This is a genomic window from Rhodanobacter sp. PCA2 (assembly GCF_013620825.1).
In the GTDB taxonomy this organism is placed as follows: Bacteria; Pseudomonadota; Gammaproteobacteria; order Xanthomonadales; family Rhodanobacteraceae; genus Rhodanobacter_A.
This window is the reverse complement of sequence record NZ_NJIC01000024.1, coordinates 3,921-17,546: the sequence shown is the minus strand read 5'-3', so window position 1 is coordinate 17,546 and position 13,626 is coordinate 3,921. Positions and strand designations below refer to the sequence as shown.

The 13,626-nt window shown below is 66.8% G+C and carries 14 protein-coding genes; 1 reads left to right on the top strand and 13 read right to left on the bottom strand.

Going from position 1 to position 13,626, the window contains the following annotated elements:
* Window positions 1–40: 40 nt before the first annotated feature.
* The 13 genes from PCA_RS09825 to PCA_RS09765 form a co-directional block, all read right to left on the bottom strand.
* The gene (locus PCA_RS09825; protein WP_181302435.1) at window positions 41–1,315 is read right to left on the bottom strand and encodes a glycosyltransferase family 39 protein; all 1,275 of its coding nucleotides are present in this window, start codon (window positions 1,313–1,315) and stop codon (window positions 41–43) included.
* Window positions 1,312–2,337 carry a glycosyltransferase family 9 protein gene (locus tag PCA_RS09820; protein WP_255436767.1) on the bottom strand — a complete coding sequence of 342 codons (1,026 nt, stop codon included), beginning with the start codon at window positions 2,335–2,337 and terminating at the stop codon, window positions 1,312–1,314. The genes PCA_RS09825 and PCA_RS09820 overlap by 4 nt, the downstream gene beginning before the upstream one ends.
* A 239-nt stretch (window positions 2,338–2,576) precedes the next feature.
* A complete protein-coding gene (gene asnB, locus PCA_RS09815; RefSeq protein WP_181302434.1) occupies window positions 2,577–4,484 on the bottom strand; it encodes an asparagine synthase (glutamine-hydrolyzing) in 1,908 nt (635 codons plus the stop codon).
* A 22-nt stretch (window positions 4,485–4,506) separates the two neighbouring features.
* The gene (locus PCA_RS09810) at window positions 4,507–6,069 is read right to left on the bottom strand and encodes a glycosyltransferase family 39 protein (RefSeq protein ID WP_181302433.1); all 1,563 of its coding nucleotides are present in this window, start codon (window positions 6,067–6,069) and stop codon (window positions 4,507–4,509) included.
* 17 nt (window positions 6,070–6,086) lie between these two features.
* Entirely contained in the window at window positions 6,087–6,368 is a 282-nt protein-coding gene (locus tag PCA_RS09805; protein ID WP_181302432.1) for a lipid-A-disaccharide synthase N-terminal domain-containing protein, read from the bottom strand.
* Window positions 6,362–6,676 carry a lipid-A-disaccharide synthase N-terminal domain-containing protein gene (locus tag PCA_RS09800; RefSeq protein WP_219918687.1) on the bottom strand — a complete coding sequence of 105 codons (315 nt, stop codon included), beginning with the start codon at window positions 6,674–6,676 and terminating at the stop codon, window positions 6,362–6,364. Before PCA_RS09800 ends, PCA_RS09805 begins: the two co-directional genes overlap by 7 nt.
* Window positions 6,673–7,476, bottom strand: a complete 804-nt coding sequence (locus tag PCA_RS09795) for an SDR family oxidoreductase (protein ID WP_181302431.1) — start codon at window positions 7,474–7,476, stop codon at window positions 6,673–6,675. Before PCA_RS09795 ends, PCA_RS09800 begins: the two co-directional genes overlap by 4 nt.
* A gap of 12 nt (window positions 7,477–7,488) precedes the next feature.
* On the bottom strand, window positions 7,489–8,148 hold the full coding sequence (locus tag PCA_RS17580; RefSeq protein WP_181302430.1) for a tetratricopeptide repeat protein: 660 nt from the start codon (window positions 8,146–8,148) through the stop codon (window positions 7,489–7,491).
* Window positions 8,149–8,150: 2 nt separating this feature from the next.
* On the bottom strand, window positions 8,151–8,819 hold the full coding sequence (locus tag PCA_RS09785; RefSeq protein ID WP_181302429.1) for an iron-containing redox enzyme family protein: 669 nt from the start codon (window positions 8,817–8,819) through the stop codon (window positions 8,151–8,153).
* Window positions 8,806–10,296, bottom strand: coding sequence for an AMP-binding protein (locus PCA_RS09780; protein ID WP_181302428.1), 1,491 nt, complete (start codon window positions 10,294–10,296; stop codon window positions 8,806–8,808). The genes PCA_RS09785 and PCA_RS09780 overlap by 14 nt, the downstream gene beginning before the upstream one ends.
* A gap of 1 nt (window position 10,297) precedes the next feature.
* Entirely contained in the window at window positions 10,298–11,035 is a 738-nt protein-coding gene (locus tag PCA_RS09775) for a thermostable hemolysin (protein WP_181302427.1), read from the bottom strand.
* A gap of 177 nt (window positions 11,036–11,212) precedes the next feature.
* Window positions 11,213–11,620 carry a hypothetical protein gene (locus tag PCA_RS09770; RefSeq protein ID WP_181302426.1) on the bottom strand — a complete coding sequence of 136 codons (408 nt, stop codon included), beginning with the start codon at window positions 11,618–11,620 and terminating at the stop codon, window positions 11,213–11,215.
* 94 nt (window positions 11,621–11,714) lie between these two features.
* Window positions 11,715–12,824, bottom strand: coding sequence for a porin (locus PCA_RS09765; protein ID WP_181302425.1), 1,110 nt, complete (start codon window positions 12,822–12,824; stop codon window positions 11,715–11,717).
* A 254-nt stretch (window positions 12,825–13,078) separates the two neighbouring features.
* Between PCA_RS09765 and PCA_RS09760 the strand changes: the two genes are divergently transcribed.
* Window positions 13,079–13,624, top strand: coding sequence for a hypothetical protein (locus PCA_RS09760; RefSeq protein WP_181302424.1), 546 nt, complete (start codon window positions 13,079–13,081; stop codon window positions 13,622–13,624).
* Window positions 13,625–13,626: the final 2 nt, after the last annotated feature.

Below are 13,626 nucleotides of genomic sequence, written 5' to 3'. Positions count from 1 at the left end.
ACTTCGACTTCTTCATGCAGAGCTCCTTGGTGGGGAAACTCTACTTCTGACTGGCTCGAATTAACGAGGACGCTTCAAGCGCAGCAAGGACACCCATCGCGGCGAGGCTGACCGGAAGCGTCGCCCCAAGACGCCAAACGTATAGCAAGCCCAAGGCGACGATCAGAGCACCGAGCAGCCCCGTCTCCAGGCGGGCATCCGGTGCCAGCCAGCCCATGCCGATCACCATGGCCACACCCGCCGCCATCAACACCAGGCCCAGTCGCCAACCAACCACGCGCCATTGCCCCGTGCCGAGACGATGTCCTGCAACCAGCATGATCGGCGGAAGAATCGGCAACAGGTAGTGCGGCTGCTTGCCACTGATCAAGCTGAAGATGATGAAGCTGGGAAGCGATGCCACCGCGGCGAAACGGGTGATACCCGCACCATTTTCCGTCGGAGTAATTGGTTGGATGCCGCGTGCAATGACCAACGACCAAGGCAGCAGCATCACCGGCAGCATAGGCAGATACCACCACCAGGAGCGAGCGTGGGCGAAGCTGTTCACCACGCGTCCCATCGTCTGGCGCAGGAAGATGGCATCCGCATAGGCGTCGCCACCCGCTCGAGCCGCCGGTATCGCCCAGGCGAGCGCGATTGCGACGGCCAGGGCCAGCGCGCCGAGCAACTGCAGGTAGAACACGTGTGGTCGCGTGCGGCTTGCCGGCATCCAGAGCGGCGCAAGCAGGCCCGGCATGCCGCCCACCAGCAGCGCGACGGGCCCCTTGACGAGGATGCCTGCGCCCAGCGCCGCAGCCAGCAACAGAACATGGGCCAGCGGTTGCCGGCCGCCCAGTGCCAGCGTGGATCGCCATGCCAGCAGGGTGCACAGCGTCAGCAACATGTCGAACATCACGGCATCGGCGTACAAGGCCACGGCAGCGCAGCCCAGCCAGAGCCAAGCGGCTGCCTGCACGCCTGCCCGGTCAAGGCCGAGCTGCTGTCCCAGCGAAGCGAGCAGCGGAAGGGTGCCCAGCGCGATGAGCAGTTCCAGCAGGCGCGCCGTCCAGGCATGCACCCCGGTGAGCGACCAGGCCAGGTTGATCAGCCAGAACAGCAGCGGTGCCTTCTCGGGATACGGCACGCCGTCCAGGCGGGGCACCAGCCATTGCCCGGTGACATACATGTTCCATGCGGCTGCGAGATAGCGGGTTTCGTCCACCGGCAGCGGGTGCAGGAAAAACACCGGCGGAAGAAGCAACAGCAGGGCGACCAGCCATGATGTCCGCCCTGAAGCGATGGGCCGGGTGAGCGCGACGAATCCGGAGCTCATGCTTTCCCGCAGGCCGTGTTGTCGTGGAGGGATTTCGCCGTAGCCAGTTTGAGCCAGTCGGCAGCGATGGCGGCGACATCGGCGGCGCTCATGTCGCGGGTATCGACCGACGTGTTGCTTCCCCCGTACGGGCCGTACTTCGCCGAACTGGACGTCGAAAACAATCCCATGGTTGGCGTGCCGGTGGCGGCGGCCAGATGCATCACGCCGCAGTCGGCGCTGATGAAGGCGTCCATGCAGGCGATCATCGCCGCGAGGCGGCGTGGATCGCGCGTGTAGTAGGAGGCGAGGCGCTCGTCGAGCTGGCACTCGCCATGTTCGGCCAGCAGGTTGACGATGCGCACGTCCGGTTGCTGCGCCAGCAGCTTGCCGATGAATTGACTCCACCAGTCGGTGCGGTAGCACTTGGCTCCGGTGGCGTTGGCGAATACTCCGACCACCATGTGCGGGTGCGCTGTCTGCTCCGGCTCGCCAAGGACGGCGTCGAGTACTTCCCGGCCCTGGTCCTTTTCCGCTTTCTGCAGACGCAGCCTGAGCGGAGGATACGGCCTCGATATCTCTCCGGCATAGGCGGTGCGCAACAGGAACACGCTGCGTTTCGCCAGATGCTCCGGGCGCGGCAGGTCATGCCACGCGGCAGCCGAGGGACTCTGCTCGTCTGGATAACCCAGCTTGAAGCGAGCCTTCGTGATGGCCAGCAGCAGCCGACCCGACTGGGAATCGATGCAGGCATCGATGGCCAGGTCGTAGGTGTCGTGCCGCAGTTGCCCGAGCAGCTTTACCGTCGTCCAGAGATGCCGGGCTATTTTTCGCGGCAGGCTGTAGATGCGGCGAACATGGATGCACCCGGCAAACAGATGCTCGCCGATGCTGCCTCCGCTGACTACATCGATTTCCGCACCGGGGTAGAGCGCCTCGATCTCGGCCAGCAGCGGGCTGATCAGCACCGTGTTGCCGAGACGATGGTTGGGACGGCATACCAGCACGCGATGGATGCCGCGAACCGGCAGTTGACCAGGCATGCACAACTGCTGGTCGGTGTGTTTGAGCAGTCGGCGAAAGCAGGCCGCCACGAGGCGGCGGCGCCAGCGGTCACGTTGCCGCAATCGACCGGGGATGTGTGCTTGCGCATGAGGTGCAGCAGCTAGATGCATTGAGGCGATACCGGGTCTGTAACCGTGAGTGCGAAATTCTTGCGTCCTGCCCGATGGCTTGCGCCGACACGTCATGCGCAGGCGGTCCACGTCCATTCCGATTCCCGTCATCCCGTCGCGGCGATGGCGACAGGTTGTTGCGGCGGTGCCTGCGGCATCCGGCTGCAGGCTTCGGTGGCGCGCCACTCCAGCCATTCGCCCAGCACGAGCAGGTTCCAGAGCGCGCGGGCGTGATCGGCCTTGCGTGCGCCGTGCTCGGCCAACAGTTCCTGGGCGGCGCGATGGCACAGCCCGGCATCGGCCAGCGCGGAACAGGAAAGGCGCGACTGCGCCCAGTCGCGTAGCGGACCGCGCAACCAGGCGGACAGCGGCACCGAAAGTCCGCGCTTGCGCCGGTGCGTCACGGCGCGGGGCAGGTAAAGCCGTGCGTAGTTCTTGAGGAAGACCTTGGTGGTCAGTCCGCACACGCGCGCCTGCTCGGGCAGCGCGGCGGCGAATTCGATCACAGCGGAATCCAGGTAGGGTGCGCGGATCTCGACGCCGTGCAGCATTCCGCCGCGGTCGGCCTTGGCCAACAATGCCTCCGGAAGGGCATGGGCGAAATCGTGCTGCTGCACGGCATCGAGCAGCGGCAAGGCGAGGGCGTCATCGGCTTCCCTTGCAGGCGGTTCGATGCCCAGGCGTCGCAGCCATTCCGGCGCCATGTTCGAGGTCCACAGCCGGTGCCGCGCCAGTCCATCCAGTTCCTGTCCGTGGATGAAGCGCTTGAGCAGATAGGACAAGGTGACCTTGCGCTCGCTGGGAGGCAAGCGTTCGATCCCTCGCTGCAGCACTCCGCGCAGGCCGGCAGGCAAGCGCGCATAGCGCCCGGCGAGTTGTGCGCCGAGGTAGGTGGGGTAGCCGCCGAACAGTTCGTCCGCACCCTCGCCGGCGAGCAGCACGCGCACGTCCCGGGAGGCGCGCTGCGCCACATGCGCCAGCGGCAGCCATGCCGGGTCGGCCAGCGGCTCGCCAGTGGTCGTCACCAGTTCGTGCAGCGCCGAAGGGAAACTGTCCGCCGTGATCGTCACGGGCACGAAAGGGCAACCCAGTCGTGCGGCGATGCGCTCGGCGTGGCGCCCCTCGTTGAAAGAAGCCTCGGCAAAGCGGATGCAATACGCCGGCAATTCCCTGGCGGGACGCAGGCTGCGCGCCACGGCGGCAATCAGGGCGGAATCCATGCCGCCACTGAGCAGCACGCCGAAGGGCACGTCGATCTCGCTTTGCCGGTGCACCGCCTCGCGCAGCAGGTGGTCGAACGAGCGTGGTTCGGGTGTCGTCGTCGTGTTCGATCGCTGCGGGAAATGCCAGTAGCGCTGGTGGCGCGTTTCATCCGGTTCGAAGACGATCATTTCGCCCGGGCGCAGCTTGCGGTGGTCGATAAGCAGGCTCTGCGGCGCAGGGCAGTAGCCGCTCTGCAGGAAGTGGGCGAGTGCCGTGCGGTCGAGCGGGGCCGCGGCGTTCGTGGCCTTCGTCAGCCCAGCCAGTTCCGAGGCGAACCGGATCGTGCGGCCGGATGTTGCGTAGTACAGGTGGCGCTCGCCGACGCGATCCCGGGCCAGGATCAGGCGCTGCCTGCGCGTATCCCACAGCGCCAGCGCGAACACGCCCTGCAGATGCTCCACGAAGGCAAGGCCTTTCTCCAGGTACAGCGGCGCGATGACCGCGACGTCGGTGCTGAAGGGCACCTCGTGGCCGCACTGGGCCAGAAAGCGGCGCAGCTCGCGGTGGTTGTCGATTTCGCCGTTGCAGGCAACCAGGACGCCGTCCGGGTGCTCGATCAGCGGGGGCTGCATTTCGTCGACGCCGCGTATCGCCAGCCGGTTCGCCGCCATGGCGATGCCGTCGCGCATCGCCAGCGCGCTGCCGTTCGGGCCGCGGTGCGCCATTTGCCCGAGCATGCGTCGCACCGTCCGCTCCATGGCGGGCGGTCCCTGCTTCGCGTCACGGGTCACGATGCCGCAGATTCCGCACATGGCTAAGCGCGCTCCCCGATGATCACGGCGTGGTTCGGCCGCGCGCCAGGATCAGCACGTTGCGGCGCCAGTCGCCCAGGCGCACGGAGCGTTCCAGTCCGCAGCCGGCGAGGGCGGATTCGACCGCTTCGGGTTGTATCGCGGGGTCCAGCACCAGCAATGCGGGGCTGTTCGTGCGCGCCACGTTGCAGAGCGTGGAAGCGGCCTGCGCTTCGTGCCAGGCGACGCCGTAGACGGGCCTGTCCAGATAAAGGCGCAGCCCCCAGGGGGTCTGCTCCTGGAGCTCGTAGTCCTTGCCGGTGTTCTCGACGAAGACGATCGAGCTGTAAGCGTTACCTTCGCTTTTGGCGGCGAGTTGTTGCGCAGCGGCGAGATTGTCCGTGACGGGATGGGCCATCCAGCCTGCGCCCGCCTTGACCGCCAGCAGGGCAACCAGCCACAGGCCCACCGCCAATCGTTGGGTGGTGCCGCGAAGGGTGATGCGCCGGCGCAAGGCGAGTGCCAGCAACAGCGACAGCGGCAGGAACAAGGGCAGCACATAGAGCGGCAGCCGCGACTGCACCAGGCAGAACACCAGCAATGGCAACGTCAACCACAGCAGCAGGAAAAGTTCGGGCCCGTAGTGACGGCTCCTGGCTTCGCGCCAGTCGGCCGCCAGCACCGCGCGAGCCTTGGGCCCGAGCAGCATCGGCCACCACGGCAGCGAGCCCAGCACAAGCGTCGGCGCGTAGACCACGAACCAGCCGAACGGGCCCGGATGCCGCCGCTGCACGGCGGTGAACATGCGGTCATACACCTCGCGGTGCAGGAAGTAATGCGGCAGCCACGGATAGCGCAGCATCGCCAGCACGTACCAGGTGCAGCCGACTACCAGAAAGACGATCACGCCAGCCGGAGCGAACAAGCGCCGCAAGCCCTGCCAGCCATCGTGCCGCTGCACGAACGGCAGGATCGCCAGCAACGGGATCAGGCCCGGTGGCCCTTTGGTCAGGAAGGCGAGACCGAAGCCCAGCCACATCAGCACGATCCAGCGGTGCCCCTGTGCAGGGTCGGTGCCGAAGGTCGCGCGAAGGAAGCCGAGCATGGCCAGCGCCTCGAACACGCACAGGAACACATCCGTGCTGACGATGTTCGCGGCGAAGAACGGGAATGGCATGCAGGCGCAGATCAACGCGGGCAGCCACGGCCGCTCCGCCACCAGTACGCGGCCCATGCCATACAGCAGCAGCAGGGTGGCGACGAAGGCCAGCGCGTAAGGCACGCGCGAGGCCCAGGTGTTGCGGCCGAAGATCTCGAACGAGGCAGCGATCGCCCAGTAGGTCAGCGGCGGCTTGGAGAAATTCAGCTCCCCGGCACTGAAGGCCGGCGCCAGCCAGTCGCCGGTATCCAGCATCTGCAAGGCGCCGCCGACGTAGCGGCCTTCGTCCGGGCTCCACAGTCCGCGCGTGCCCTGGAAGGCGAAGCCCAGCAGCAAGCCGAGCAGCAGGATGGCGAGCAACGGCCGAGATGTCGCGATGGCCGAGCCCCGATGGGTATCCGCCGGCATGGGCAGGTTGTTCCCCGGGATGGTCGTTTCCTTGGACATGCGTGGTATCCGTGGGCTCAGCGACGACTGCTGCGACGGGGCAGCAGTTGCAGGTTGCGCAGGAAGATCAGCAAGGTGGTCGCTTCGCCGACGATGAAGACCGGTTCGTCGCGATGAATCGCGTAGCCCAGCAGGATCGCGCCGCCGAGAACGCTCAGGTACCAGAACGCCCGCGGTATCCGGCTGCGCCCGCGCGCTTCGCTGTACAGCCATTGCACCAGGAAGCGGGCGCCGAACAGCGCCTGTGCGAGCGCGCCCGCGCCGATCCACCAGGCCTGGCTTCCTGCCTCGGTCAGCATGGACTTGTCCCGGCGTCGTGCGCTTCGCGCCAGCGCAGTTGCAGGTTGCGCAGATAGATCAGCATGCCGCCGCCCTGGCCGGCGATGAACACGGGATCGCGCAAATGGACCGCGTAGCCAAGCAGCAATGCCGCACCAACGATGCTGGCGTACCAGAACGTCAACGGGATCGCGCTGTAGCCGCGCCGCTCGCTGTACACCCACTGGAGCAGGAAGCGCGAAGTGAACACGGCCTGGCCGACGGCGCCGAGCAGAAGCCAGCCATGCGCACGCACGCCGAGCATGGTGCCGGCAAGTCCCGCATTCATGGCCAGCCACGCGCGTAGCGAGCAAGCGCTGGCATCACTTTGCGCAGCGAGTGATCCACCACGCCAGGCAGCACCGCATTGATCCGCACGAACAGGCTCTCGGGAAAACCGAGATAGACCTCGGCTGCATCGCGCTCGATCGCGCGGACGATCCGCGCCGCAACCGAAGCCGGCTCGTCCATATGCATCATCCCTTGCTCGGCCATCATGTTGACCGCAGGGGGATTGAACGGGGTACGCACGGCACGCGGCGCCACGTAGGTAACCCCCACGCCCGTGCCTGCCAGCTCGCGCCGCAGCGCCTGCGAGAAACCGCGCAAGGCGAACTTGCTGGCCGAATAGGCGGCGAAACCGGGATAGCCGATGCTGCCGAATATCGAGCCGATGTTGACGATGCGACCACTGCGTTGCGTCAGCAGATGCGGCAGCACTTCCCGGGTCAGTTGCATGGGCGCTTCCAGGTTGACCTGCAGCAGCCGCGGGATCATCCGGGGAGCAGCCTCGTCGAACAGATGGAAATCCAGCTGCCCGGCCAGGTTGATCAGCACGTCGATGCCGCCGAACACTTCTCGCATCTCCGCCAGCGCATACGCGCGCGCGTCTTCGTCGGTGACATCGGCCTGCACCACGATCGCGTCCATCCGGCGGCTGACGATCTGCTCCCGCAGGCTGGCGATGGACGCATCGCTGCGGCCGAGCAGGCACAGCTTCGCCCCCCGGGCGGCCAGCATGTCGCCCAGCTTGCTGCCGATGCCGCCGGCCGCGCCCGTCAACAGGATCCGCTTGCCCTGGAGGTCCATGCGCATCCCTTGTCAGTGGCTGGTGGTGATGGTGTTGATCAACGCCCGGATCTGTTCGCGGCGTCCCTGGTCGGCTACCGGCTGATCGGGACGCGGTGCGGCGGCCAGCGCCTTGTTCAAGGCCGCCAGTGCAGCGCCCTTGTCCCCGTTGCGGTAAAGGAAATCGCCGTAGAAATAGTTGGGATCGATCCCATCGGGGTTGATCTGCAACGCCCGCTGCAACAGCTCGCGGGCCTTGGTCTTGTCGCCGAAGCCAAGGGGCCAGCCCGGCACCTGGTAATACAGGCTGCCGAGCGTGGTGTAGATCGAACCGTGCAAGGCATTCGGGTCGATCTGCTGCGCTTGCTGCAGCAGGTCGCGCGCCCGCTTGACCATCGCCAGTGCGCCCAGCCCGCCACGCGCGCCGGCGTGCGTGCCCAGGACGATCGCCTGCCACACCTTGGGTTCCGCGCGATTCGGATACTGTCCGATCAACGCATCGGCGTCTTTCTCCAACGCGGCGTAAGCCGCATCGCGCTGGTCCTTGGGCAACTGGTAGGTGATGTGCGCCCATTGCTGCTTGATGGCCAGCAGGCCCTGGTCCGGCGAGGCCGCGTCGGCGCCGGCGGATACCGGCAACACGACCAGCCCGAGCAGCAAAAGCCATGCGAACAACCGGTGGGAGAGTTTCATGGTCAGTGGTTCCCGTGCAGGCCGGCGGCATCGATCGAGCGGAAGATGGCGCCGTAGAGTTCGTAGAAGCGGTTGGCGGCATGGATCAGCGAACGCCTGTCGCCTTCGTCGTCGATCCGATTCACCAGGTCTTCGTAGAAGCCGACGTGCTCCTGATCCAGTGCGCCGTGCGAGGTGAGGTAGCGCAGCGCGTTCCTGGGCAGGTCAAGCGCGCGCTGGATGGCGCCGGCTGCCAGGGTGGCAAGTGCGGCGCTGGTGCCTTCGAGCACGAACACCATGCCGAGAAAACCGATGGGGTTGCCGCGCTGGATGGTGTCGTGCGCATAGGCCACCATCATTTCTGTGGCCGGCATCGGAAGGGCACGCCGCGCCGCTGCGGGATCGCCGCCGCAGGCCGCGATATCGTCGAGGATCCATTCGTCGTGCCCGATTTCCTCTTCGATGTATTCGCCGATCGCCGACTGCATCCACCGCAGCCGCTCGGGCAGGTGATAGCCCATGCCCATCATCAGCGGCACGGTGTGCCGCACGTGGTGGTAGGCCTGTTCGAGGAACGCGAGGTATTCGCGGTGCGAGACATCGCCGCCCAGCGTGCGGCGGATGATCGGGGTCGAAAGCAGCACATTGCGGCTGGCCTCGGTTTCCCGCACCAGTCGTTCATGGGTCGACATGGGCGTTTTCGCTTGCATGAAGTTCTTCCAGTGCGGTGGCGTAACGAAGGGCTATGGCCTGGCGGTCCAGCGCACCGGAGGGGCGCGCCAGGCCATTGGCCGAGGTAAAGGGGGCATCGGCCAGAAGCCACGCGCCCACCTGCGCGTAGTCGGGCAGGCGGGCATTGGCGGCGGCAATGGCTGCTTCGATCTGGGCTGCGCCTGCTGCGGGATGCGGCACCAGCACGGCGACGTTGCGCGCGCGCGCCTCGCCGAACACCGCCGCCTGCAGCAACGCCGACGTGGCGGTGAGTTCGCTCTCGACCCACTCGGGAGCGACGTTGCGGCCGAAGGCGGTGGCGTAGGCGGTCTTCTTGCGGCCGGTGATGTAGAGATAGCCGTCCTCGTCGAAGCGGCCCAGGTCGCCGGTGGGCCACTCGACCGGCACGGGCATGTCGCTGCCCAGGTAACCCTCGAACAGGCGACCGGAGACGACGATCTCGCCATCGGCGGCCAGACTGACGCGCAGCCCCGGAAGCGGCGTGCCGACACTGCCCGGACGTTCCCGGTGCGGCCGGTTGAGGCTGACCACCGAGGCCGCCTCGGACAGCCCGTAGCCCTCGTGCACCGGCAGGCCCAGTCCCCAGGCGCGCTGGATCAGCGGCTTGGCGCAGGGCGCGCCGCCTACCGCCACGAACCGCAAGGTGCCGGGCAAGTTCGCGCCCGCGGCCAGGCATTCCACCAGCAGCTTCAGCAACTGCGGCACGAGAATCGTGGCGCTGGGCGCGTAGCGATGGAAGGCGGCGAGCAACGGCGCGGGCTGCACCGCGCTCGAACCGCTGAAGCCGCAACTGGCCAGCGAAGGCAGCGCGGCGCTGCTGCCGCTGCACAGCGGAACGTAGACGCCGCCTATGTTCTCCAGCAGGGTCGACAGCGGCAGCAACGAAAGGCTGCGATCCGCAGGGTCTGCCTGCACGGCTTCGGCCAGCGCGGCGGTAGTCGCTGCGATGGCGGAACCGGAGAGGCAGACGCCCTTGGGCTGTCCGGTGGTGCCGGAGGTGTAGGTGACCTTGCAGGTGTGCGGCGGCAGCACGGGCGCCAAGGAAACCCGCGGCGCGAAAAGATGGAGGAGGCGGCCGCCCACCTCGAGTTGCCCGATGGGCGCCAGCCCGGTGAGGGCGGTTATCGCGTCGACCCGGTCGCTCACGATCAGGTCGGGTACGGCATCGGCCAGCAGGTGGTGGATCTGCGCCGCACTGAAGAAGGGCGGTACAGGCACGGCGACTGCGCCGCGCGCGGCTATCGCCAGGTCGACCACCGCCCACGCGCAGCCATTGTCCATCAGCACCGCAATCCGCCGGCCGTCGAGCCATGCGGCGGTTCGCGCCATTTCGCGCTGCAGCTCGCCGTAGTCCAGCCGGATGGACTCGTCCAGCAATGCCGTGCGCTGCGGATCGGCTGCGGCGTGTTGCGCGATCAGGTCGAGGATGCGGCGCATGTCATTCGCCTCCGCAGCAGGGCACCGCGCCGGCGCCGAATGCTGCCGCCTGGCGACTCGCCTCGCACAGCAACGCATGCAATGCCGGTTGGCTGGCACCGACATGCCCGCACAGCTTGTGATAGCCCGACTCGATCTGGCCGGCGCAGACCACCGGCGCGGCGCGGTAGTAGTCGCCCCAGTGCCGCCCGCCATCGGCGAGCAGTTGGGGACTGGCGGCAACCAGCGCGATCGGCCGCATGCCCAGGCGCTGGAAGGCGTTGATCAGCATGCGTGTCGCGGTGAACAGCACCCAGCGGTAGCCGAGCGTGCGAAGGAACACCGTGGTCGCTGCGATCACCCAGCGCGTATCCCCGGGACTCACCAGGGCCAGGTTGCCCACTTCGACGAGATCGCCGCGCGTCACGGGTGCGCCGATGCGCTCGCCGATCAGATGCTCGGCCTGCTCGGGCAGGTACTGTTCCGAAAAGAAGGAGCCGGTTGCGCCGTCACGCAGGCCTACCACGGCGCGCCGGTGCTGCGCGTCGCTGAAGCTCAGCAGCGTGGGATAGAACGAACGCACGTCGGCGCGGTGGCGCTGTGCGAACACGTGGTGCACGAAGGCCTCGGCCTCGGCGCGTCCGGGGTGGCCGGCGTCGATCACCTCCGTCCGGATTTCCGAGTGCAATTCGGCCAGCAGCGGCTGCACGCCGTCGAGGAGGCAGGGATCGGCATGGGCGACTGGGGAGGAGGACGGCATCGCACTGGCTCGATGGGGTATCGCCTCTCCAGAGCGATATCCGTGCCAACCAGGCAAGTTTCTGATTTCTATGGAAAGTGGTGATTCGAGAGGCGCCGATGAAGGCATTCGATCCTTGCAGTGCGCAAGAATCGTCTGCACGAATGGTATGCATGCGGGGCCTGCACGGGGCGGCTCTCAGTGTTCGGGCGACTCGGGGCAGGCGTCCGTCGATGCGCCACTTCCGGCCGGCAAGGGCAGCCACAATGCAACGTGCACCTCGGGGGTGAGGAAGCAGATGGAAACATAGCCAATGGCCCCCGGCGTGGACGCCACGAAGCGCACCACCGCCTGTTGCGAACCCAGCACATACGGCGGGCTCACGCCCTGGAAGTACGCGCGGTCCCAGTAGTCCTGCAGCCGGTTTTCCGGCATGCGGACCAACATCTGCGTGAATGCCTCGCGCAGTGGTGTCTCGGGAGGAAGATTGACCGGGATCAGCCGATGGCCTTCCTTGTCGACGAAGATCTTCTTGAGATAGATGTTGCGCAGGGTGTCGCGATCCAGCGCAAGCTGGGGAGCGGATGCGCCCACGATCACCGCCATGCGGGGCGGCGCCGCGGCGGATGCCCGGCCGGCGGCGAACGGCCCGAAAAGCCCGATCAGCGCGAGCAGCTGGTAACGATGCAGCCGTGTCATGTCAGAACAGCACCGCAACCGAAGCCAGCCAGCCGGTAGGGGCCAGTTTCAGGTTGTGGTTGCCTTCGCGGCGTTCCAGCTTGAGCACCACGCCGGAAATGGGGCGGTAGTTGAAACCCAGGGTACGCAGGGTGGTGATCTGTGCCGGCAGCGTGCTGCGGTAATGTTCGAAACGGCCGATCGCGTACAGGCGTTGCCACAACGGCACTTCGACTTCCACGAAGCCGCCCTGGTCGCCGCGCTGGCCGGCTGGCCCGCCGCTGCGGCGGATGGCCTCGCCGGTCATCTCGAAATAACGACCGGACCAGCTGAAGTCGATGCCGGCAAGCCGGTATTGCTGCCTGGGTTGCTGCAGTTCGTAGTCCAGCAGCGACAGGCCGATGCCCAGTCGGTCGCCGAGAAGGTGGTAGAGCACCCGGCCGCCGACGGCCTCGCGAAAATTGTTGTGCAGGCTGCCGTCTGCGCCGTAGGCGTTGTACGCCTGGTCCTGGTCCTGGCCGATGTTCAAATGCGCGCTGTCGTCGACGTAGAACCAGTAGTCGAGGTCGTTGCCGTGTACCGACATGGTGCCGTACACCATGGCGCCGGTGGCGTGACGGGCAAACGCCGCCGATGTCGTCAACGGCCGCGACACGGTCCACGTCAGCGGGTCGGCGTGCACCAGGTTCCATTCCCCCACCGGCGTGAGGAACTTGCCGAAGCGGAAATTGATCGTCTGATCGACGTGGTAATCCGCGTACAGGCGCTCGACGTCGAGTTCGGAGTCGCGCGAGTTGGTGTGCCTTCCCGATATGTTCAGGGCGCCGCCGAGATCCAGTTCGGCGAACGCCTGCCAGCGCGAGCCGAGGTCCTTGGTCACGAACAGGCTGATGTCGCGGAGGCTGTAGGTGGGGCGCTGGTTTTCGATGTCGTAGAAGTGCAGGTCGGCATAGCCGCCCACGCGCAGCCCCTGCTGCGGGAAGTACAGACCCTGGCCCAGCGTGTACGGAGCCGGCTGCCAGCTGTCGTCCTGCGCGAAGCTGGGGAGCGATATCCCCAGCAGGCAGAGCAGGGCAGCCAGCGCGGCAAGCGCGCGGCAGCGTGGTGGGCAGCGGTGAAGTGGCCTGCTCATCGGAGCGCCTTGAGCCGAAGGAGACGGGATTGCAGCGGACTCGCGCCAGCGTGGCTCCCGGGATGGATGCGCCGCGGCAACGCGGCGGATTCTGCGCCAGGATGGCATTGCCGTGCAAAGCAGCGCATGGCCGCGCTTGCCGACGACCGGGACGTTCGACCACACTCGCGCGTCGAACGGGTGTCGTGGCCGGTGGCCGTCCATGGGTCTTTCATGATCAAGCGCTTTTCCACCGTCGGTGACGGATCCGCGAAGTGACCATTCGATCCGCCCTGTTGCGCCTGTTCTTCTGGATGCTCCTGGGCGCCATCGCCGTCGTCGGCGCGCTGTCGTTCTTCGAGTTCCGGCGCGCGCTGCAGTCGGAGATAGCGGCCAACCTGCAGTTCGGCGCCAGCACGGTGATGCAGCGCATCGACACCTTCATGTTCTCGCATGTGGAAAACATGCGTGTCTGGCGCGGGCTGGAGGTGATGCAAGACATCCGCGTCAACGACGTCGACAAGCGTCTGTCGCATTCCCTGGCCGATCTTCGTGCAGGGCAGGGCGCGGTGTATCGGGCGCTGCTGTGTTCCGACAACAGCGGCCGCATCGTCGCGGCCAGCGACCCTGCACTGATCGGTCACATGGCGCCGGCCGCTTTCGCCTGGCAATCCATTTCCGGCGCCAGGTTAGGCGATGTGGCCGTGGCTCCGATGTACGGGCAGCAGGATGGCGCTGCCGTGTTGCGGACGCCGATCCCCAACGCCTTCGGCAGCGCCATCCTGCTGCCCGTACATCGGAGCCACGGCCACATCGCCTAACC